The 19,693-nt window shown below is 73.6% G+C and carries 20 protein-coding genes; 8 read left to right on the top strand and 12 right to left on the bottom strand.

The genetic code is table 11. The features are described 5' to 3' along the window. Nucleotides 1-85: 85 nt before the first annotated feature. The 3 genes from ABL57_RS02800 to ABL57_RS02790 are packed head-to-tail and all read right to left on the bottom strand — an operon-like array spanning nt 86 to nt 2,647. The gene (locus tag ABL57_RS02800; protein ID WP_047801926.1) at nt 86-775 is read right to left on the bottom strand and encodes a cyclase family protein; all 690 of its coding nucleotides are present in this window, start codon (nt 773-775) and stop codon (nt 86-88) included. After that, entirely contained in the window at nt 762-2,225 is a 1,464-nt protein-coding gene (locus ABL57_RS02795) for a cytosine permease (RefSeq protein ID WP_047801925.1), read from the bottom strand. Before ABL57_RS02795 ends, ABL57_RS02800 begins: the two co-directional genes overlap by 14 nt. Next, on the bottom strand, nt 2,222-2,647 hold the full coding sequence (locus ABL57_RS02790; RefSeq protein ID WP_047801924.1) for a nuclear transport factor 2 family protein: 426 nt from the start codon (nt 2,645-2,647) through the stop codon (nt 2,222-2,224). The genes ABL57_RS02795 and ABL57_RS02790 overlap by 4 nt, the downstream gene beginning before the upstream one ends. 320 nt (nt 2,648-2,967) lie before the next feature. Here ABL57_RS02790 and ABL57_RS02785 point away from each other — a divergent pair, with 320 nt between their 5' ends. Beyond that, nucleotides 2,968-3,666 carry a haloacid dehalogenase type II gene (locus ABL57_RS02785; protein ID WP_047801923.1) on the top strand — a complete coding sequence of 233 codons (699 nt, stop codon included), beginning with the start codon at nt 2,968-2,970 and terminating at the stop codon, nt 3,664-3,666. Here the strand turns inward: ABL57_RS02785 and ABL57_RS02780 are convergent. From ABL57_RS02780 to ABL57_RS02765, 4 genes are read right to left on the bottom strand one after another with little or no spacing between them, the layout of a single operon-like run. Further along, nucleotides 3,656-4,663, bottom strand: coding sequence for an NADP-dependent oxidoreductase (locus ABL57_RS02780; protein ID WP_047801922.1), 1,008 nt, complete (start codon nt 4,661-4,663; stop codon nt 3,656-3,658). The genes ABL57_RS02785 and ABL57_RS02780 overlap by 11 nt on opposite strands. 59 nt (nt 4,664-4,722) lie before the next feature. Then, nucleotides 4,723-5,145, bottom strand: coding sequence for an organic hydroperoxide resistance protein (locus tag ABL57_RS02775; protein WP_047801921.1), 423 nt, complete (start codon nt 5,143-5,145; stop codon nt 4,723-4,725). A 4-nt stretch (nt 5,146-5,149) separates the two neighbouring features. Next, complete coding sequence (locus ABL57_RS02770) at nt 5,150-5,764, bottom strand: MarR family winged helix-turn-helix transcriptional regulator (RefSeq protein WP_082157181.1); 615 nt, start codon at nt 5,762-5,764, stop codon at nt 5,150-5,152. Between the two features lie 36 nt (nt 5,765-5,800). After that, nucleotides 5,801-8,653, bottom strand: a complete 2,853-nt coding sequence (locus ABL57_RS02765; protein WP_053004700.1) for an FAD-binding and (Fe-S)-binding domain-containing protein — start codon at nt 8,651-8,653, stop codon at nt 5,801-5,803. A 184-nt stretch (nt 8,654-8,837) separates the two neighbouring features. On the opposite strand from ABL57_RS02765, the gene ABL57_RS22605 reads away from it, so the two are divergent. Together ABL57_RS22605 and ABL57_RS02760 are read left to right on the top strand one after the other, a co-directional pair. After that, nucleotides 8,838-8,996 carry a hypothetical protein gene (locus ABL57_RS22605; RefSeq protein ID WP_187347284.1) on the top strand — a complete coding sequence of 53 codons (159 nt, stop codon included), beginning with the start codon at nt 8,838-8,840 and terminating at the stop codon, nt 8,994-8,996. After that, nucleotides 8,993-9,565: an alpha/beta hydrolase gene (locus tag ABL57_RS02760; RefSeq protein WP_047801920.1), complete on the top strand. Its 573-nt coding sequence runs from the start codon at nt 8,993-8,995 to the stop codon at nt 9,563-9,565. Before ABL57_RS22605 ends, ABL57_RS02760 begins: the two co-directional genes overlap by 4 nt. Nucleotides 9,566-9,698: 133 nt before the next feature. On the opposite strand, the gene ABL57_RS02755 is transcribed toward ABL57_RS02760, so the two are convergent. Both ABL57_RS02755 and ABL57_RS02750 read right to left on the bottom strand, forming a co-directional pair. Further along, nucleotides 9,699-10,616, bottom strand: a complete 918-nt coding sequence (locus tag ABL57_RS02755) for a metallophosphoesterase (protein WP_047801919.1) — start codon at nt 10,614-10,616, stop codon at nt 9,699-9,701. Nucleotides 10,617-10,630: 14 nt separating this feature from the next. Beyond that, nucleotides 10,631-12,787, bottom strand: coding sequence for a transglycosylase domain-containing protein (locus ABL57_RS02750; RefSeq protein WP_047801918.1), 2,157 nt, complete (start codon nt 12,785-12,787; stop codon nt 10,631-10,633). A 91-nt stretch (nt 12,788-12,878) separates the two neighbouring features. Here ABL57_RS02750 and ABL57_RS02745 point away from each other — a divergent pair, with 91 nt between their 5' ends. Genes ABL57_RS02745 through ABL57_RS02735 form a run of 3 tightly spaced genes read left to right on the top strand, consistent with a single transcriptional unit; the run spans nt 12,879 to nt 14,509 of the window. Beyond that, complete coding sequence (locus ABL57_RS02745) at nt 12,879-13,073, top strand: hypothetical protein (protein WP_047801917.1); 195 nt, start codon at nt 12,879-12,881, stop codon at nt 13,071-13,073. 40 nt (nt 13,074-13,113) lie between these two features. Then, entirely contained in the window at nt 13,114-13,599 is a 486-nt protein-coding gene (locus ABL57_RS02740; RefSeq protein ID WP_047801916.1) for a RidA family protein, read from the top strand. Beyond that, a complete protein-coding gene (locus tag ABL57_RS02735; protein ID WP_047801915.1) occupies nt 13,583-14,509 on the top strand; it encodes an NUDIX hydrolase in 927 nt (308 codons plus the stop codon). Before ABL57_RS02740 ends, ABL57_RS02735 begins: the two co-directional genes overlap by 17 nt. Nucleotides 14,510-14,587: 78 nt before the next feature. Here ABL57_RS02735 and ABL57_RS02730 read toward each other — a convergent pair whose 3' ends face one another. Continuing rightward, nucleotides 14,588-15,265, bottom strand: a complete 678-nt coding sequence (locus ABL57_RS02730) for a Crp/Fnr family transcriptional regulator (protein WP_047801914.1) — start codon at nt 15,263-15,265, stop codon at nt 14,588-14,590. Nucleotides 15,266-15,527: 262 nt separating this feature from the next. On the opposite strand from ABL57_RS02730, the gene ABL57_RS02725 reads away from it, so the two are divergent. Beyond that, on the top strand, nt 15,528-16,700 hold the full coding sequence (locus ABL57_RS02725) for a MarP family serine protease (protein WP_047801913.1): 1,173 nt from the start codon (nt 15,528-15,530) through the stop codon (nt 16,698-16,700). Nucleotides 16,701-16,704: 4 nt separating this feature from the next. On the opposite strand, the gene aroQ is transcribed toward ABL57_RS02725, so the two are convergent. Next, on the bottom strand, nt 16,705-17,154 hold the full coding sequence (gene aroQ / locus ABL57_RS02720; protein WP_047801912.1) for a type II 3-dehydroquinate dehydratase: 450 nt from the start codon (nt 17,152-17,154) through the stop codon (nt 16,705-16,707). Nucleotides 17,155-17,263: 109 nt separating this feature from the next. Continuing rightward, entirely contained in the window at nt 17,264-19,213 is a 1,950-nt protein-coding gene (gene acs / locus ABL57_RS02715; RefSeq protein ID WP_152683256.1) for an acetate--CoA ligase, read from the bottom strand. 174 nt (nt 19,214-19,387) lie between these two features. Between acs and nth the strand changes: the two genes are divergently transcribed. Continuing rightward, nucleotides 19,388-19,693, top strand: a 306-nt coding sequence (nth, locus tag ABL57_RS02710) for an endonuclease III (RefSeq protein ID WP_047801910.1), incomplete at its 3' end; no start/stop codon positions are given.

Genomic DNA, 19,693 nt, shown 5'->3' with positions numbered 1-19,693 from the left:
GCCGCCCTCGGGGCTCCCGCGCAGCGGCCCGGCCCAGTGGGTCAGTTCCACGGAGCGGTTCCACGGCACGGTTCAACGGGTCGCTTCAGCGGCCCGCCGGATCCCCGTCCTCGGCCGCGTCCGGCCACATCGCCACCGCCCGCACCGGGGAGCCGTCCAGCCCGGCCAGGCGCAGCGGCAGGGCCGCGAACACGGCCCCGGGGCGGTCCACGGCCGCCAGCCCGGTGAGGTTCTCCACGATCGCCCCGCCCGCCCCGAGCACCACCTCGTGCACGGGCAGCGCCACCGGGTCGGTCGCGTCCGCGGTGGGCGTGGGGTCCGGGTTGAGGGTGTCCACTCCGAGGGTGCGCACCCCGGCCGCGACCAGGCGGCGGGCGATCTCCGGATCCAGAACCGGGTGCTCGAGGTAGTGCTCGGTGCCGAAGTGCGCCGACCAGCCGGTGCGGAAGAGCACGATCGTCCCAGGCGCGAGCCGCTCGAGCTGTCCGGCCACGTCCGCCCAGCGGACCACCCGGCCGGCGGCGCAGCCCGGGACGTCGACGACGCGGGCCGGGCCCACGAGCGAGGACAGCTCCAGGGCGTCGACGTCGGCGCCGCCCTCCACCGTGTGCGAAGGGGCGTCCACGTGCGTGCCGGAGTGGGTGCCGAGGTGCAGCTCCGCGACGCGGAAGCCGTCCTGGGCCACGGTCGCCGCGGTGCGCGTGCGCACGTGCGGATCTCCCGGGAAGACCTGCATCCCGGTGCGCACCGGGTGGCTCAGGTCAACGACGCGCACCGGTGGCCTCCGGCTCGGTGTCGCCCCCGGGGGCGCTGTGGGCCAGGTGCTGCGAGACGGGCCGGTCCGTGCGGATCCGGCGGGCCGCCGCGGCCCACGCGAGGTAGAGCACGAAGGAGATCACGAACGTGGGGATGGTCGCCCCCACGGGGCTGGCCAGCACGTAGGTGAGCAGCAGCGAGAAGACCGCGCCCAGGGCCCAGGTCAGCACGGCGGCCGGGTTCACCCCGCCGCGGTACCAGTACTTCCCGCCGCGACCGCGCAGGATGTCGGCGTCGTAGGAGCCCTTGTGGACCACGTAGTAGTCCGCCAGCATCACCGCGAAGACGGGCACGAAGAGCGCCCCGATGACGGTGAGGAACGCGGTGAACTGGTCCAGCAGGCCCAGCCAGGTGGCGCCCACCACGGAGATCGCACCGAGCACCAGCGCGGTGGGCAGGAATCGGATCCGCGAGGACGGGACCATGTTCACCACCGAGGAGACCATGCCGTAGACGACCATCGTGTTGGTGGCCATCACGGACAGGAACACGACCACGGCCAGCGGGGCGCCGAACGCCTCGACGATCACGGTGGGGTCGAACGGGACGGCCTCGCCGCCCTCGAGGACCACCCAGGCGATCGCGGTGGCGCCCAGGGTCATGGCGAGGGTGGTGGACAGCGTGTAGCCGACCGCCGAGCCGACCACGCCGGCGGTCTGGGTCCGGGCCAGGCGGTTGAACTCGGCGGAGAGCACGGTCCAGGAGATCGCGGTGGCGATCACGACGTCCAGCACCGACACGGCGGTCCAGCCGGCGGCCGGGTCCGCGGACAGTGCCAGGAAGTCCCCGACCGGGTGGGTCGTGAACGCGACGACGAAGATCCACGCCATGATCGCCAGGATCACCAGGGCCAGCCACGGCTCGACCCGGGCGATGCCGGAGTGGCCGAAGATGGCCAGGCCCACCACCACGAGCTGGGCCAGCACGGAGAACAGCACGGGGCTGGAGAAGCCGGTGGCCTGGGCCACCACGTGGTTGACCGTGACACCGGCGAGCATCGCCTGCACCCAGCTCCAGCCCATCAGCACCACCACGTTGGCCGCGACCGGCAGGAACGAGCCGCGCAGCCCGAACGCGCCCTTGGTCAGCGCCATGGTGGGCAGGCCGGTGCGGGTGCCCATGTTGCCCACCAGCACCAGCACGGCCCCGCCCAGCAGGGTGCCCAGCAGGATCAGGCCCAGGGCCGTGGCCCAGGGGACACCGGGCACGAAGAGGGTGCCGGTGAGCAGGGTGGTGACCACGAGGTTCGCCGCGAGCCAGATCATGGTGATCCGCCCGGTGGGCAGCGTGCCGCGCAGGGGCCCGTAGCCGTCGGTGTTCTCGTCGAGGTGGTTCGACAGACGGGCCCAGGGGGAGGCGGAGGACCGGGTGCCGGGGGCGCGGTCGGTGGGTGCGGGGTGGGAGCTCATCGGCCCTCCTGGGCGCTGGTGGTGGGCAGGGCGGCGGGGGAGAGGTGCTCGTGGACGGCGAGGAGCGCCCCGGAGTCCCGGCGGGCGAAGACGACGGTCTCCCGCTCGTGCGTGGTCTCCGGGCCGTCCGGGGTGCGGACCGTGGTGCGGACGTCGTGGGTGAAGACCCCCACGGAGCCCAGCACCTGGACCCGGGCGGCGGTGCTGCGGCACTCGAGCACCTGCCATCCGGCGTCCAGCCACGAGCGCCACAGCGCCTCGTAGGCGGCGCGGTCCTCCAGCCGGTGGGGCTCGGTGTGGAAGACGAACGTGGCGTCCTCGGCGAAGGCCGCGAAGTACGCCTCCGTGTCGGTGGCGGCGAACGCCGCGACGAGCGCGCCGGCGGCTCGGACGACGTCGTCCTCGGTCAGGGCAGCTGGCATGGTCCGCGCTCCGCATCATCGTGCTGGGACATCCCGGCGGATCTCGTGGCGGGAGCTCCTGCTGGCGTGTCGTGGTGGAACCGGGGACCCCGGCCTGGCGGCGGGGTCCCCGGGGGCTCTCGGGGTTGATGCCTGGAGGGCAACAAATGTTGCCCTAGTTTGTTGTGATGACCACCACTCTGTCAACCGGTTCATGACGCGCGCTCCACGGCGGGACCACGGGGACGCCCGTATCCTGTGGGCACCACGGCCACCACGGGCAGCACGGGCTCCGCAGGGGAGCGCCACCGGGGGAGTGCCGCAGGGCGAGGGGGGCAGGCATGACCGCCGACCAGAGACCGGTCCTCGTGTTCGACATCAACGAGACGCTCTCCGACACCGGCCCGCTGCACGGTGTCTTCGAGGAGCTCGGACTGCCCGGCCCGCTCGCGCAGACCTGGCTGAGCGGAGTGCTGCGGGAGGGCTTCGCGCTGGCCGTGCACGGCGAGTCGCAGCCCTTCGCGGTCCTGGGCGAGGCCGTCGCCCGCTTCCTGTTCGCCGTCCACGCCCCGGACCGGGAGGTGGAGGAGGCCGTGCGCCACGTCCGGGAGGGGATGCAGCGCCTGCCCGTGCACCCGGACGTCGCCCCCGGCATCGCGACCCTGGCCGAGGCGGGCTTCCGGATCGTGGCCTTCACCAACGGCTCCGAGGCCACCGCGGAGGGCCTGCTCGAGCGCGGAGGAGTGCGCCAGCACTTCGAGCACGTCCTCTCCGCCGACGACGCCCCGTGCTGGAAGCCCGCTCCGGAGGCCTACGCCTGGGCGAGCGGCGTCTGGGGCCTGCCGCTGGAGCGGGCCCTGATGATCGCGGCGAGCCCCTGGGACCTGCACGGCGCGGCCCGGGCCGGGATGCGCACCGCGTGGACGGACCGGCACGGCGCGCCGTGGCCGGGATACGCGCGCACCCCGGACCTCAGGGTGTCCGGGGTGCGCGAGCTCGCCGCACGGCTGTGCGGCGACGCCGTGGGTCTCAGAGCCTGACCACCATCTTGCCGGTGTTCGCCCCGGCGAGCAGGTCGATGAACGCCTGCGGGGCGTTCTCGAGGCCCTCCCGCACGGTCTGGTCCCAGGCGATCTCCCCGGAGGCCAGCCAGCCGGCCATCCGCTCGCGGAACTCCGGGGCCATGTCCTGCCAGCCGCCGACCAGGAAGCCCTGCAGGCTCAGCATCTTGCCGATCGCCAGCGCCAGGTTGCGCGGCGCCGCCGGCGGCTCGGTGGCGTTGTACTGCGAGATCGCCCCGCACAGGCACACCCGGCCCCGGGTGTTCAGCACGGAGATCGCCGCCTCGAGGTGCTCGCCGCCCACGTTGTCGAAGTAGACGTCGATGCCCTCGGGCGCCGCCTCGCGCAGCCGGTCGAGCACGGGGCCGTCGTGGTAGTCGAACGCGGCGTCGAAGCCGAGCTCCAGCAGCCGCTGCACCTTCTCCGGGGAGCCGGCGCTGCCGATCACGCGGGCGGCGCCGCTGAGCCGGGCGATCTGCCCGACCAGCGAGCCCACGGCCCCGGCGGCGCCGGAGACGAACACCGTGTCCCCGGGCTGGAACCGCGCGGCGCCCATGAGGCCCGCGTACGCGGTGAGACCGGGCATCCCGAGCACGCCCAGGTAGGCGGACTCCGGGGCCAGCTCCGGGTCCACCACGGTGACGGCCCCGGCGTCCAGCAGGGCGTGCTCGCGCCAGCCGGCGCCGTGCAGCACGGTGGCCCCCGCCGGCAGCTCCGGGGCGTCCGAGGCGATGACCTCGCCCACGGCCCCGCCGTCGAGGGGCTGGTCCACCTGGAACGGCGGGACGTAGGACTTCACGTCGTTCATCCGTCCGCGCATGTACGGGTCCACGGACATCCAGCGGTTGGCGACCAGGACCTGGCCGGGGCCGGGCGCGGGCAGCTCGGTCTCCTCGAGCCGGAAGTTCTCCGGCACGGGGGCGCCCTGCGGGCGGGAGGCCAGGGTGATCCGGCGGGTGCGGGTGGGCTGCGTCATTCGGTGCTCCATCGTCGATCGGTCGGTGGGGTGCGGGGCCGCGTCAGGGCCGGTGCGGGTCAGTCCTGGGCGACGTCGACGACGACGTCGATGTTGCCGCGCGTGGCGTTGGAGTACGGGCAGACCTGGTGGGCCTCCTCGGCCAGCGCCCGGGCCGTCTCCTCGTCGAGGTCCGGCAGGACGACCTCGAGGGCGACCTGCAGGGCGAAGCCGCCCTGGCCGTCGGCGCCGATGCCCACCCGGGCCCCGACGCTGGAGTCGCCCAGGTCGACCTTCTGCTGCCGGGCGACGAGCTGGAGCGCGGAGTGGAAGCACGCGGCGTAGCCGGCGGCGAAGAGCTGCTCGGGGTTCGTGCCGTCGCCGGAGCCGCCCATCTCCTGCGGGACGGCCAGGCCCAGGTCGATCCGGCCGTCGCTGGTGCGGGTGCGGCCGTTGCGGCCGGCGCCGGTGGCGAGGGCTTCGGCGGTGTAGACGGTCTGCATGGGATTACTCCTCGGTGGGGTGCTGATCGGGGTGCTGATCGGGGTGCTGGGTAGGGTGCCGGGCGGTCCGCTCGCTGGTGTGCTGGGTGGCGAGCGGAGTGGACGGGGCCGGGACGATCCCGGGCACAGGGGAGTCCGGGGCGGTGGCCCGGGGGCCTGCGGCTCCTGGCTCGGCGGCCCCTGACGCGGCGGCTCCAGGGTCGGCCGCGCCGATCCGCCGGGCCAGCCGGTGCAGGGTGGCCATCTCCTCCGGGGTGAGCCCGGAGGTCTCCAGGACACGGCGCTGCACTGCCGGCGCGCGCTCGCGCAGCCGGTCGCCGGCCGCGGTGAGGTGCACGGTGACGCGGCGCTCGTCCGCACGGCCCCGGCGGCGCTCCAGCAGCCCGCCGGTCTCCATCCGCTTCAGCAGCGGGGAGAGCGTGCCGCTGTCCAGGCGCAGGCGGGAGCCCAGTGCGGTGACGGTCTGCCCGTCCTGCTCCCACAGCGCCAGCAGCGCCAGGTACTGGGGATAGGTCAGGCCGAGCTCCGCCAGCGGCTCGCGGTAGGCCGCCGTCGTGGCCCGGGAGGCCGCGTAGAGCGCGAAGCACAGCTGCGCGTCGAGCCGGAGGTCTGCATCCATGTCCTCATGGTTGCACGCAACTCGGTTGTGCACAACTTAACGTGGGCGGGCACCTAAGCGGGTGGCCGCCTCCAGGTGCTCCAGGACGTGCCGGTAGGCGTGCCCGGTGGCCTCCGTCATGCCCTGCTCGCACGTGCGGTTCAGGGAGGCGTAGGCGTCGAAGCGGCGCTGGTTGACCTCCCGCGCCTCGGCCGCCGTGGCCGAGGCGGTGAACTCCGGGTGCAGCATGCCGCGGTCCCCGGCGTAGGCGCAGCAGCCCCAGGCCTTCGGCACGACCACGTCCTCGCTGATCGCCCGCGCGATCGTCTCGAAGGCCCCGGTGACGCCCAGGTGCACGCTGGAGCAGGTGGGGTGCAGCGCCATGGAGCCCACGGGCCGGGTCACCCGCAGCCTTCCCAGCACCCGGTCGGCGACGAACTCCACCGCGTCCACGAACCGCAGGGCGTGGTACTCGCTCGAGGCCGCCGCGAGCTCCGCCATGGTCTCCAGGCCCTCGGTGCAGGACGCGGCGTCGCAGACCACCGGCAGCGCGCCCTGCCCGGAGGCCTCCCACAGCGCGGCGAGGGTGCGCTGCGACATCGTGGCCCAGCCGCTGGGCAGGCCCTTCGACTTCCACGGCGTGCCGCAGCACAGGCTGCCGATGCCTTCCGGGACGGTGACGCGCACTCCCGCGCGGTCGCACAGCGCCAGGAAGGCCTCGGACGCCGTCGGGCCCTCGCCGTCCGGGGGCCCGAACATGGTGTTGATGCACGCGGGGAAGAACACCGCCTCCGCGCCCGCGTCCTGCCGGCGCGGCCGGGCGGGGCCGCCCGCGGGCAGCTCGTCCTTGTACTGCGGGACGTGCTCGGCGCCGAGCACCGCCCGGGCCGCGGCGGTCGCGGCGGCCGGCAGCGCGCCGGGCAGGACCTTCGCGGCGGTCAGGCCGAGCCCCGCCCCCGTCGTCGTCGCGCCCCAGGCCCTCGCGGCGGCGCCCCATCCGGCGTCCGCCACCCGGCTGTGGTTCTCCGCCCGCAGCCGGCGCACGAGGTCACCCGTGTTGATCAGCACCGGGCAGGCGGTCACGCACATCCCGTCCACCGCGCACGTCTGCAGGCCCTCGTAGTCGTACTCGGCGCGCAGCCGCGCGGCGAGCGCCGCGTCCCCGCGCTCCTCGGCGGCGGCGATCTCCCGCCGGCCCACGATCCGCTGGCGCGGGGTGAGGGTGATGTCCTTGGACGGGCACACCGGCTCGCAGTAGCCGCACTCCACGCACCGGTCCACCTCCTGCTCCACCGTGGGCGCGGTCTTGAGGTCGCGCACGTACACCGCGGGGTCCTCGTTGAGCAGCACCCCGGGGTTGAGCAGCCCGGCCGGGTCCACCAGCCGCTTGAGCTCGACCATCACGTCGTAGAGCTCGTCGCCGTACTGGCGGCGCACGAACGGGGCCATGTTGCGCCCGGTCCCGTGCTCGGCCTTGAGGGACCCCCGGTGGTCCAGGACGAGGGCGACCATGTCCTGGGTGAAGCGCTCGTAGCGGGCCAGCAGGTCCGGGCGGTCGAACTGCTCGTTGAGCATGAAGTGGACGTTGCCGTCCTTGGCGTGGCCGAAGATCACCGAGTCCCGGTAGCCGTGGGCGTCGAAGAGCGCGGTGAGCTGCTCGCACGTCTCGCCCAGCTCGGGCACGGGGACCACGACGTCCTCCAGCAGCGCGTTGGACCCGCTCGGCCGGTTGCCCGCCACCGTGGTGTAGAGGCCCTTGCGCACCGTCCACAGGGCGGCCCGGGCCGTGGGGTCGTCGGTCAGGGCGGCCGGCGCGGCCAGGTCCAGGGAGCGGAACAGCCCGGCGGCCGCCGCGGAGAGCTCCCGCTCCTCCTCCGGGGTGGCGCCCTGGTACTCCACGAGCAGCGCCGCGTGCTCGTCGACATCCACGTCCATGATCTGCGCCGGGGCCAGGCCCGTGCGCTGGGAGACCTTCAGGGACGTGGCGTCCAGCAGCTCCACGGTGGCCGAGTGCGTTCCCACGAGGGCGGGGACCGTGCGGGTGGCCGAGGCCAGGTCCGGGAACACCAGCAGCCCGGTCGAGGCGAACGGCAGGATCGGCACCGTGCGGAAGACCGCCCGCGCCACGAACCCCAGCGTGCCCTCGCTGCCGATCAGCAGGTGCTCCAGGATCCGGACCGGCTCGTCGTGGTCCAGGAACGAGTTGAGGCCGTAGCCCATGGTGTTCTTCATCGAGAACTGCTGCTCGATCGTGCGCACCGACGCCGGGTCGGCCCGGACCCGCTCGCGCAGCCGCAGCAGCCCCGCGTGCAGCGCGGGCTCCAGCGCCCGCAGGCGGGCGTCCGCGTCCGGTACGGCGGTGTCCACGGTGGTCCCGGAGGGCAGCACGACCACCATGGACTCGAGCGTGCGGTACGTGTTGGCCCGGGTCCCGCAGGCCATGCCGGAGGAGTTGTTCGCCACCACGCCGCCGATCGTGCACGCCGCCTCGCTGGCCGGGTCCGGGCCCAGCTTGTGCCCGTAGGGCGCCAGCCGGGCGTTGACCTGGCGCACCGTGGCCCCCGGCTGCACCCGCACGCGCCGGCCGCCGTCGAGCACCTCGACGTCCCGGAAGTTCCGGCGCACGTCCACGAGCACCTGGTCGGTCACCGCCTGCCCGGACAGGGACGTGCCGCCGGAGCGGAAGGTCAGACCCAGCCCGTGCCGGGACACCGTCCGGAAGAGGTTGCCCATGTCCGCGGCCGAGCGGGGGCGGACCACCGCGGCCGGCTGCAGCAGGTAGTGCGAGGCGTCGTGGGCCAGTGCGCGGTGCTCGAGCTCCGAGTCCACGACCGCGTCCCGGCCGCACCAGGTCCGCAGGTCCTCCAGAAGTGCCCCGGTGGCGACGGGGCGGTGGTCGGCGACGGTCATGGGGGTCCTCCGGGGGTCGGGGCAGCCGGTGTGGCACGTGCCACAGCCCATGGTAGGACCACAGGGGTGGTGGCGGGCATCCGCGCCGGGCCGTTGCGCGCGGGCGGTTGTGACCGGCGCCGATTTGCGGGAAGCTCGCCCCACGGGCACCCGGGCCCGCGACCCGACCCTGGAGGAGACGACCATGGACCCCATCTGCCCGTCCTGCGGAGGACCGCTGCGCCAGATCCCCGAGGACCAGTGGCCCGAGGGCGGACCGGTGCCCGACGGCACCGAGGAGATGTACCTCTGCGAGCGCTCCAACCACCGGATCATCGTGGCCGTGCCCGAGATCTCCGGATGACCGCTCCGGGCCCGGCGGTGCGCACCGTCGTGGTGGTGCACGGATACGACGCCGCCCCCGACCAGCACTGGTTCCCGTGGCTGCGGGCGGCGCTGGTCGCCGACGGCGTGCGCGCCGAGGTCCTGGAGCTGCCCGAGCCCTCCGCGCCGGAACCCGCGGCGTGGCAGGCCGCCGTGGCGCGGGCGGTGGGGGAGCCCGACGAGCACACCCACCTGGTCGGCCACAGCCTGGGCTGCATCACGATCCTGCGCCACCTCGCCGGCCTGTCGCAGCCCTGGGCGCTGGGCGGACTCGTGCTCGTGGCCGGCTTCACCGGCCCGCTCGAGAGCGAGCCGTCCCTCGACGCGTTCCTCGCCGAGGACGTTGACGTCGCCGCGGTGCGCGCCAACGTGCGGCGCCGGCTGGTGCTCCGCTCCGACGACGACCCCACGGTGCCGCCGGCCGCGACCGACGCCCTCGCGGCGCGGCTGGACGCCGAGCTGCAGGTGGTGCCCGGGGCCGGGCACTTCCGCGGCCGGGACGGGATCACGCGGCTGCCCGCCGTCCTGGACGCCCTCGCGCCGCGCTGAGCGCGCGCCCGCCGTGGCGGGCCGGACGGGGAGTCCCGGCCGGCAACGCCCGGCAGGCGAAGGGCGGCGGGCGCGGGTCGACCGGCGGGCGCCAACCGGTGGAGGGCAGCCGCTCCGGGTCAGTCCGCGGGAGTCAGTCGGTGAGCGTCAGCAGCACGGCCTCCGGCGGGCAGAACAGCCGGACGGGCGCGAAGCGGGAGGTGCCCAGGCCCGCCGAGATGTTGACCGGCACGCCGCCCTGGGTGATCAGGCCCTTGCACCGCTCCGGTTCGAGATCGCAGTTGCTCACCAGGGCGCGCCTGCCCGGCAGGCAGACCTGTCCGCCGTGCGTGTGGCCGGCGAGCACCAGGTCCGCGCCGTCGGCGGCGAAGCGGTCCAGGGTCCGCAGATAGGGGGCGTGGGCCACCCCGAGGCGCAGGTCCGCCGTCCCGGGCGCCCCGAAGCCGGGGTGCCGGTCGTAGCCCAGGTGGGGGTCGTCCACCCCGGACAGGTCCAGGCGCAGGCCGGCGACCTCCATCCGGGCGGAGCGGTTGATCAGCGGGGTCCACCCGGCGGCGTCGAAGGCGTCGTGCATCGCCTGGGTGGGCAGCCGGGGGGCCTCGTCCCGGGTCTCGCCGGAGGTGTCCCGCCACAGGTAGCGCAGCGGGTTCTTCAGCCGCGGCGCGAAGTAGCAGTTGGACCCGGGGACGTAGGCGCCGGGGAAGCGCAGGAGCGGCTCCAGGATCTCCAGCAGCCAGGGCAGCGCCTCGGGGTGGGAGAGGTTGTCCCCGGTGTCCACCACCAGGTCGGGCTCCAGCTCCGCCAGGGAGTGCACGAAGTCCCGCACCGACCGCTGTCCGGGCCACACGTGCAGGTCGGACAGGTGCAGGAGGCGCAGCGGCGGGCTGCCCGCGGGCAGCAGCCGCAGCCGTTCGGTGCGCAGCTGGAAGCGGCGGCGCTCGACGACGACGCCCCACGCCCCGAGGCCCGCCGCCGCGGCGGCGCCGGCCCCCGCGGCGGCGGCGGCCGCGCGCAGGGCCGGGGCGGCGTGGGCGGTGTTCGCGGTGCTCATCCGGCGGACCGGGGTCAGCCCGGCCGCGAGGTGCCGTTGCGGCCCTCGAGGACCCGCTCGGAGGGCTCCTCGAACTTGCCGGTGTCGTAGTCGCGGGCCACCTCGCGCATGAAGCGCTGCCACTGGCCGCCGGCGTAGGTGGAGCCGTCCACCCAGTCGTCGCCCTCGGTGCGCTCGCCGCCGATGGACAGCCCGTTGAGGGAGCGGGAGCCGAACTCGTAGTTGCCGACCCACGAGGCGGTGGCCAGGCCCTTGGTGTAGCCGACCATCCAGGTCTGTGTCGAGTTGTCGGTGGTGCCCGTCTTGGCGGCGGAGGCCCCCGGCAGGTCGATCTCCCGCTGCCAGCCCGAGCCGCGGATCAGGGTCTGGTTCAGGGCGTAGTTGACGCCGTCGGCCACGTCCTCGTCGATGACCTGCTCGCAGGAGGTCTCGGGGATGTCGTACTCCCGGCCGGTGTAGTCCACGACCTTCTCCAGGGCGCGCGGCTCGCACATCTCGCCGCGGTTGGCGAAGGCGGAGTAGGCCCGGGCCATGGTCATCGGGGAGATGTCCACGGAGCCGCCCAGCAGGGCGGACAGGACCGTGGTGTCCACGGGCTCGCCCGCCTTGCCGTCGTGGATGCCCAGGGCGTCGGAGATCTCCCCGATGTGGCACAGGTCCAGGTCCTCGGCCATCGCGTAGATGGCGGTGTTGATGGAGTTGTACAGGCCGAAGTCGGCCTCCATCTCCCGGGTATAGCCGGGTTCGGCGTTCTGGATCTCGAAGCCCTCGCCGTTGTTGCCGGGCTCGATCTTGTAGCCGCGCTCCAGGCAGGAGGCCTTCCACCGGTGGTCCGCCGGCCACCGGGTCTGCGTGGCGTCCAGGAGGTCCTCGGCCCCGTTGCCGGCGTCGAGCCACGTGGCGTAGGTCAGGGGCTTGTAGGTCGAGCCCACCTGGAAGCCGCCGGCCCCGCCCATCGCGCGGTCCACGTTGAAGTTGTACGTGGTGTTGGAGTCGCCCTCCTCGCCGGAGTAGTACGTGTTCTGCGCCATGGCCACGATGTCGCCGTTGGTGGGCTCGAGGGACACGAGCGCGGTGGAGACGTTGTCCGGGTTGTCGTCGCGCGGCTGCGTCTCGTTGACCGCCTCCTCGGCGCTGCGCTGGGCCTCGACGTCGAGGGTGGTGGTGATTGTGAGCCCGCCCAGCTGCAGGGTCTTGAGCCGCTCCTCGGGGGTCTCGCCGAACGCCGGGTCCTGCAGGATGAGGTTCTGGACGTAGTCGCAGAAGTAGGGGGCGATCTCCGCGGCCGTGCACCCGGAGTTCGTGGGGTTCAGGTCCAGCTGGATGGGCTCGGCCGCGGCGGCCGCGTGCTCCGCCTCGGTGATCGCCCCGGTGCCCAGCATCGTGTCGAGCACGATGTTGCGCCGCTCCGTGGCCGCCTCGGGGTTGGCGGCGGGATCGTAGTAGTTGGGGGACTGCACCATGCCGGCCAGCACCGCCGACTGGGAGATGCTCAGCTCCGCGGCCGGGATGCCCCAGTAGTACTGGGCGGCGGCCTCCACGCCGTAGTTCTGTCCGCCGAAGAGGACCATGTTGAGGTAGCCCTCGAGGATCTGGTCCTTGGACAGCTCCTGCTCCATGGACAGGGCGAGCTTGATCTCCTTGATCTTGTCCGCGTAGCCCTTGTCGGCGCCGATGGTCGTGGCCTCCTCGCCGGCGCGGACCTGGGAGTCGATGATCAGGTTGTTCACGTACTGCTGCGTGATCGTCGAGGCGCCCTGGCGCGCGTCCGGGCGGATGATGTTGTTGCCCAGGGCCCGGGCGATGCCGCCGAGGTCCACGCCGCCGTGCTCGTAGAAGTCCCGGTCCTCGATGGCCAGGATCGCGTCCCGCATGTGCGGGGAGATCTGCTCCAGCGGGACGGGGGTGCGGTTCTGCGCGTAGAACGAGGCGATCTCGGTCCCGTCGCGGGCCACGACCGTGGAGGCGCGGGACATCGGCCCGGCCTCCATCTGGGCCGGGAGGTCCTTGAACCACCCGATCGAGGCGTTGGCGGCGAGGCCCGCGGCGGCTGCGGGCGGGACCAGGAGACCGGCGGCCACGATGCCGGCAACGATGCTGGTGGCGATGAACGCCACGACGTTGCCCAGGGCCGACGGTGACTGCGCGGCAGAGTTCTTGCGGGAAGCCATTGGGACAGTCTACAAGTGCGAACCTGGCCGGAACCGGTGGACGGGCCGTCACCGCGGAGCACGTCCCGCCGTTCCTGGCTACGCTGGGCCCATGACTACCTGGGAATACGCCACCGTGCCGCTCATGATCCACGCCACCAAGCAGATCCTCGACAACTGGGGCGACGACGGGTGGGAGCTCGTCACCGTGCTGCCGGGCTCCACGCCGGCCGACGTCCCGGCAGGCAACATGACCGCCCCGGTGCAGACCAACCCCATCGCCTACTTCAAGCGCCCCAAGGGCTGACGGCCGGACGCCACGGCACCAGAGATCCGCGGAGGAATCCATGAGCAACCCATCCCTCGTCGACGCCCGTCTGGCCGAGCTCGGCCTCGAGCTGCCGGCGGTCGCGGCCCCCGTGGCCGCGTACGTGCCCGCCGTGGTCACCGGCTCCTGGGTGCACACCTCGGGCCAGCTGCCCTTCGTGGGCGGCGAGCTGCCCGCGACCGGCAAGGTCTCCTCGTCCGGGGATCCCGGCACCGTCTCGCCGGAGGAGGCGCACGAGCTCGCGGCCCGGGCCGCGCTCAACGCCGTCGCCGCGGTCAAGGACGCGGTGGGGGACCTGGACCGGGTGGTGCGCATCGTCAAGGTCGTGGGCTTCGTCGCCTCCGCCCCGGACTTCACCGGGCAGCCCGCGGTGATCAACGGCGCCTCCGAGCTCCTGGGCCGGATCTTCGGCGACGCCGGGGTGCACGCCCGCTCCGCGGTGGGCGTCGCGGTCCTGCCGCTCGACTCGCCGGTCGAGGTGGAGCTCGTTGCAGAGTTCCGCTGAGCCCCCGGGCGGCGCCCCCCGGCGGGGGCGGGCGCCGCAGGTGCGGTACTTCGAGGTCCCGGAGCGCCAGCGCGGGGCCGCCGAGGCCTGGGTGGAGCGCGGCTCCGGCATTCCCGGCAGCACACCGACACCGGCCTCGGCGGTGGTGTTCGTCCGCGACGGGGAGCACGGCGTGGAGACGTACCTCACCTACCGGCCGGGCAACTCGCCGCTCGGCACCGTGGGCTTCCCCGGCGGGCCCGTGGAGGCCCACGACGACGAGCCCCTGGACTGGACCGGCCCCGCGCCCACGGAGTGGGCGCGCCGGCTGGGCATGGACGGGGACGTCAGCCGCGCCCGGCGCGCCGTGGTCGCCGCGGCGCGCCACGCGTTCGAGGAGGCCGGCGTGCTGCTGGCCGGCGCGGACCCGATGAGCACGGTGGAGTCCGCGGAGGGCGCGGAGTGGATGAGCTCGCGCGAGGCGCTGGCGGTCGGGGACGTGTCCCTGGCCCAGGTGCTCGGACGCCGCCGGCTCGTGCTGCGCACGGACCTGCTGCGGCCCCTGGCGCACTGGGTCACCTCGGACTTCGCCCACCGCCGCTACGACATCCACTACTTCACCGCGGTGGTCCCCGACGGACAGGTCCCCGTCCCGCTGCAGTCCAAGGGCGTCTGGGGCCGGTGGGTGGAGGCCGCCGAGGTCGTCTCGGACCCGGTGGGCAGCCGGCTCGGGGACCTGGTGGGCCAGGAGGACACCGTGGGCCGCTCGGTCGGGGACCTGTCCTCACCGGGGGTCCAGTGCGTGCTCGAATCGGTCGCCGAGTGCTCCTCGGCCATCGCCTTCCTCGCCCGGAAGCGGCCCGTCGTCACCCGCAACCCGGTGCTCGAGGTCCGGGACGGCCGCCCGGTGCTGCGCCTCGACTGGTCGTGAGCCGCCGGCCCGATCGCCGGGAACGGACACGGCCCGGTCACCCGCGAGGGTGACCGGGCCGTGTCCGTCCGGGCGGGCTCAGCGGCTGCGCTGCTTGAGCCGCTGCAGGTCCAGGATCACCACGGCGCGGGCCTCCAGCCGGATCCAGCCGCGCTGGACGAACTCGGCCAGCGCCTTGTTGACGGTCTCCCGGGAGGCGCCCACGAGCTGGGCCAGCTCCTCCTGCGTCAGCTCGTGCGCCACGAGGATGCCGTCCGTGGCGGGGCGGCCGAAGCGGTCGGCCAGGTCCAGGAGGGCCTTGGCCACGCGGCCGGGCACGTCCGAGAAAACGAGGTCGGCGAGGCTCTCGTTGGTGCGCCGCAGCCGGCGGGCCAGGGCCTGGAGCAGCTGCGCGGACACGTCCGGGGAACGCTCGATGACCTTCTTGAGGTTCTCGTGCTTGAGCCCGGCCAGGCGCGTCTCGGACACCGCGGTGGCGGACGTGGAGCGCGGGCTCGGGTCGAACAGGGCCATCTCGCCGAACAGCTCGCCCGGGCCCATGATGGCCACGAGGCTCTCGCGTCCGTCCGCGGCGGTCCGCCCGAGCTTGATCTTGCCCGAGACGATGAAGTACAGCTGGTCGCCCGGATCGCCCTCGTGGAAGAGCGTGGAGCCGCGCGAGAGGTCGACCTCGGTGAGCTCCTCGGTCAGGGCGGCGAACGCCTGGTCGTCCAGGGACGCGAACAGGGGCGCGCGGCGGAGGACGTCGATATCCATGGTTCTCCTCAGAGTAACGCCGCCGTCGAGCCGTGGCCCGCGGCGGCCGATGTCAGCGGGGGTCGCCCGCACCTGCGTGTGAGCGACCTAACGTACCTGACGTTCACTGTAGTGTCTCCGGCGCGCGATTCCCAAGGACGGGCGTGGCGGGCCGGGGCCGGGGACGGACGAGCCCTACGAATCTCACAGCCGGGGTCCCTATGCTGGTGGCTCGCTCCCGGGCCCCGGCCCCCAGAACACCCCGAACACCCAGAGGAACCCGATGTCTCCGTCCTTCAACCTGCTCGACGTCCTGCTGGTCGTGGTGCTGCTGGGCTATCTCTTCTACGGGTTCAGCCGCGGATTCTTCAACTCCCTGTTCTCGCTGGCCGGCCTCGTGCTGGGGGCCGTGGCGGCGTTCACCGCCGCGCCGTGGGTCAGCGCGCAGGTCGACGCCCAGTACCGGGTGGGCGCCGTGCTGGCCACGGTGCTCGTGCTGCTGATCGCGGGCCAGATGCTCGGCGGGCTTCTCGGCCGCGCCCTGTCCGCGGTGACGGAGCGGATGCGCCTGGGGCTGCTGAACCGGATCGCCGGGGCGGCCCTGGACGTGACCGTGGCGGCGCTGGTGCTCTCGCTGCTCGCCTCGCTCGTGGGCCAGCTCGGCATCCCCTCGGTGTCCCAGCAGGTCGCCTCCTCCGCGGTGCTGCGCACCATCGACGAGCGCACCCCCGCCCCGGTCCGCGAGGTGGTGACCGAGGCGCGGGACGCCGTGGGCGGGGCCACCGGCATCCGGCAGCTGGACGCCCTGTTGTTCCCGGCCGCGGAGGCCCCCGCGGCCGGCGCGGCGACACCGGCGCAGGAGCAGGCCGGTGAGTCCGTGCTGAAGGTGTACGGCACCGCGGACGAGTGCCGGCAGAACCAGACCGGCTCCGGCTTCGCGACGGCCCCCGGTCAGGTGGTGACCAACGCCCACGTCGTCGCCGGGGTCACCGAGCCCGTCGTGCAGACCCGGGACGGGCGGGTGCACACCGCCTCGGTCGTGCACTACGACCCGGACGCGGACCTCGCCGTGCTCTCCGCCCCGGGCCTGCAGGTGCCGGGCCTGGCACTCGGGCAGGACCCCGCGCCGGGGGACCTCGTCGCGTTCATGGGCTACCCCCTGGGCGGGCCCTTCGCCGTCGGGCCCGCCACCGTGCAGGGCGCCGCCCTGGCCCCGGCGCCCGGCGACGGCGCCGCCCCCGCGACCATGGAGATCATCCAGCTGGCCGGTGAGGTGCAGCAGGGCAACTCGGGCGGTCCGCTGGTGGCCCAGGACGGGACGGTGGTCGGGGTGGTCTTCGCCAAGGCCCTCGAGGGGCAGGTCGGCTACGCCCTCACCCTGGCCGAGCTGCGCGGCGCCCTGGACCAGGCCGCGGGCCGGACCGAGGCGCTCGTGCCGGGCACGTGCGCGGCGTGAGGGATCAGCCCTCCAGGGTGCGCAGCAGGTGCTCGACGGCCAGCTCGTAGCCGAGGGCGCCCGCACCGGCGATCACCACGTCCGCCTGCAGGGACACGTAGGAGGTGTGCCGGAACGGCTCGCGCCGGTGCACGTTGGACAGGTGCACCTCGACCACGGGCAGCTCCGCCGCCTCGAGCGCGTCGTGGATCGCGACCGAGGTGTGGGTGTACGCCGCGGGGTTGATGACGATGGCCGCGCCCGCGGTCCGGGCCTCGTGGATCTGGTCCACCAGGACGCCCTCGTGGTTGGTCTGGCGGAACTCCACCTCCCACCCGCCGGCCGCGGCCCGGGCGCGCACGTTCTGCTCCACGTCGGCGAGCGTCGTGGTGCCGTACACCTCCGGGCGCCGGGCGCCGAGCAGGTTGAGGTTCGGGCCGTTGAGGACGTAGATCGGTCTGCGCGTGGTGGTCATGCCCCGCATCCTCTCACCCCCGGCGCACCGGTCCCCGGACGTGGCGGCGCCCCCTCGCGCGGCAGGGGCGAGGGGGCGCCGCGGTCCGGTGCGGGAGTCCCGGGCGGGACTACTTGGCCAGCGAGTCCACGATCTGCTGCATCACCGTCTGGTCCGCGAGCGTCGAGACGTCGCCGACCTCCCGGTCCTCGGCGACGTCCTTGAGTAGGCGGCGCATGATCTTCCCGGAGCGGGTCTTCGGCAGCTCCGGCACGATCAGGACCTTCTTCGGCTTGGCGATCGGGGAGATCTCCTTGCCCACGTGGGCGCGCATCTCCTCGGCGAGCTCCGCCTTGTCCCGGCCCTCGGCGTCGGCCTGGTCGGAGAGGATCACGAAGGCGATCACGGCCTGCCCGGTGGTCTCGTCCGTGGCGCCCACCACCGCGGCCTCCGCCACGGAGGGGTGGGAGACGAGCGCGGACTCGATCTCCGGGGTGGAGAGGCGGTGCCCGGAGACGTTCATCACGTCGTCCACCCGGCCCAGGATCCAGACGTCCCCGTCCTCGTCGCGCTTGGCGCCGTCACCGGCGAAGTACATGTCCCCGAACCGGGACCAGTAGGTGTCCACGTAGCGGTCGTCGTCGCCCCAGATGGTGCGCAGCATCGACGGCCACGGCTCGCGCAGCACCAGGAACCCGGAGGTCCCGTCGGGCACCGGCTGCCCGTTGTCGTCCACGACGTCCACCTTGATGCCGGGCATGGGCACCTGCGCCGAGCCCGGCTTGGCCACGGTCACGCCGGGCAGCTGGGAGATCATGATGGCGCCGGTCTCGGTCTGCCACCAGGTGTCCACGATCGGGCAGCGCCCGCCGCCGATGACCCGGTGGAACCAGGTCCACGCCTCCGGGTTGATGGCCTCGCCCACGGTGCCGAGCACGCGCAGCGACGAGAGGTCGTACTCGCCCGGGATCTCCTCGCCCCACTTCATCATGGTGCGGATCGCGGTGGGGGAGGTGTACATGATGGTCACCCCGTACTTCTGCACGATCTCCCAGAACCTGCCGCGGTGCGGGGAGTCCGGGGTGCCCTCGTAGATGACCTGGGTGGAGCCGTTGACCAGGGGCGCGTAGGCCACGTAGGAGTGGCCGGTGACCCACCCGACGTCGGCGGTGCACCAGTAGACGTCGGTCTCCGGCTTGAGGTCGAAGACGTACTTGTGCGTGAACGCGCCCTGGGTGAGGTAGCCGCCCGTGGTGTGCATGATGCCCTTGGGCTTGCCGGTGGTGCCCGAGGTGTAGAGCACGAACAGCGGGTCCTCGGCGCCCTGCTCGGCCGGGGTGTGCTCGGTCGAGGCCGAGCCGACGGCGTCGTGCCACCACACGTCCCGGCCCTCGGTCATCTCGACCTCGGCCTCGTTGCGGCGCACCACCAGGACGTGCTCCACGGAGAACGCGCCCTCGGAGAGGGCCTCGTCGACGGCGGGCTTGAGCATGGAGGGCTTGCCGCGGCGGAAGGAGCCGTCCGCGGTGACCACCAGCTTCGCCTGCCCGTCCTCGACGCGGGAGCGCAGCGCGTCCGCGGAGAAGCCGCCGAAGACCACGGAGTGGATCGCGCCGATCCGCGCGCAGGCCAGCATCGAGATGACGGCCTCGGCGATCATCGGCAGGTACAGGGCCACGCGGTCGCCCTTGACCACACCCAGGCCCTGCATCGCGTTGGCGGCCTTCGACACCTCGTCCTTGAGCTGCGCGTAGGTGTAGCTGCGGCTGTCGCCCGGCTCGCCCTCGAAGTGGATGGCCACGCGGTCCCCGTTGCCGGCCTCCACGTGCCGGTCCACGGCGTTGTAGCAGGCGTTGAGGGTGCCGTCCTGGAACCACTTGGCGAACGGCGGGTTGGACCAGTCGAGGACCTCGGTGAAGTCCTTGTTCCAGGTCAGCAGCTCGCGGGCCTGACGGGCCCAGAAATCGACGCCCTCGGCCTCCGCCTGGTCGTAGAGCTCGGCGCCGGCGTTGGCCTGGGCGGTGAACTCCGGGCTGGGGGCAAAGGTCTGGGTCTCGGCGGGCGTGGTGTCCGAAGCCATCTGGTCTTCCCTTCTCGTGGCGCACCCCGCACGGACCCCCGGTGCCCCCGGACGCCCGTGTCGCGGCTCACATGGTGTCAGAGTCACCCTAGACGATCGCCCCACCCGGTTCCACAGACGCCCCGCCGCGAGGAGTCACGGAACCGGGCCCCCGGAGCGGCCTAGAATCGAGGGATGGTCCCACCCGCCGTGCCCCGCCCGCCCGCCCACCTGCGCCTCGTGGACCCCGCGAAGGCGCGGGCCGGCGCGGCGCGCCGCCGCCGCACCGGGACGCCGGAGTCACCGCTGTCGCTCAAGCGCCGTGCCCGGCGGATCAACGCGGTCCTCGCCGAGGCCTACCCCTACGCGGTCGCCGAACTGGACTTCCGCTCGCCCTACGAGCTGCTCGTGGCCACGGTGCTCTCCGCTCAGACCACGGACGTGCGCGTGAACGCGACCACGCCCCGGCTGTTCGCCGCCTGTCCGACGCCGCGGGCGCTC

The sequence above is a fragment of the Kocuria sp. SM24M-10 genome (genome assembly GCF_001027955.1).
Classification (GTDB): Bacteria; Actinomycetota; Actinomycetes; order Actinomycetales; family Micrococcaceae; genus Kocuria; species Kocuria oceani.
The sequence above is the reverse complement of the archived record's forward strand: the minus strand, read 5'-3'. Positions and strand labels throughout refer to the sequence as shown.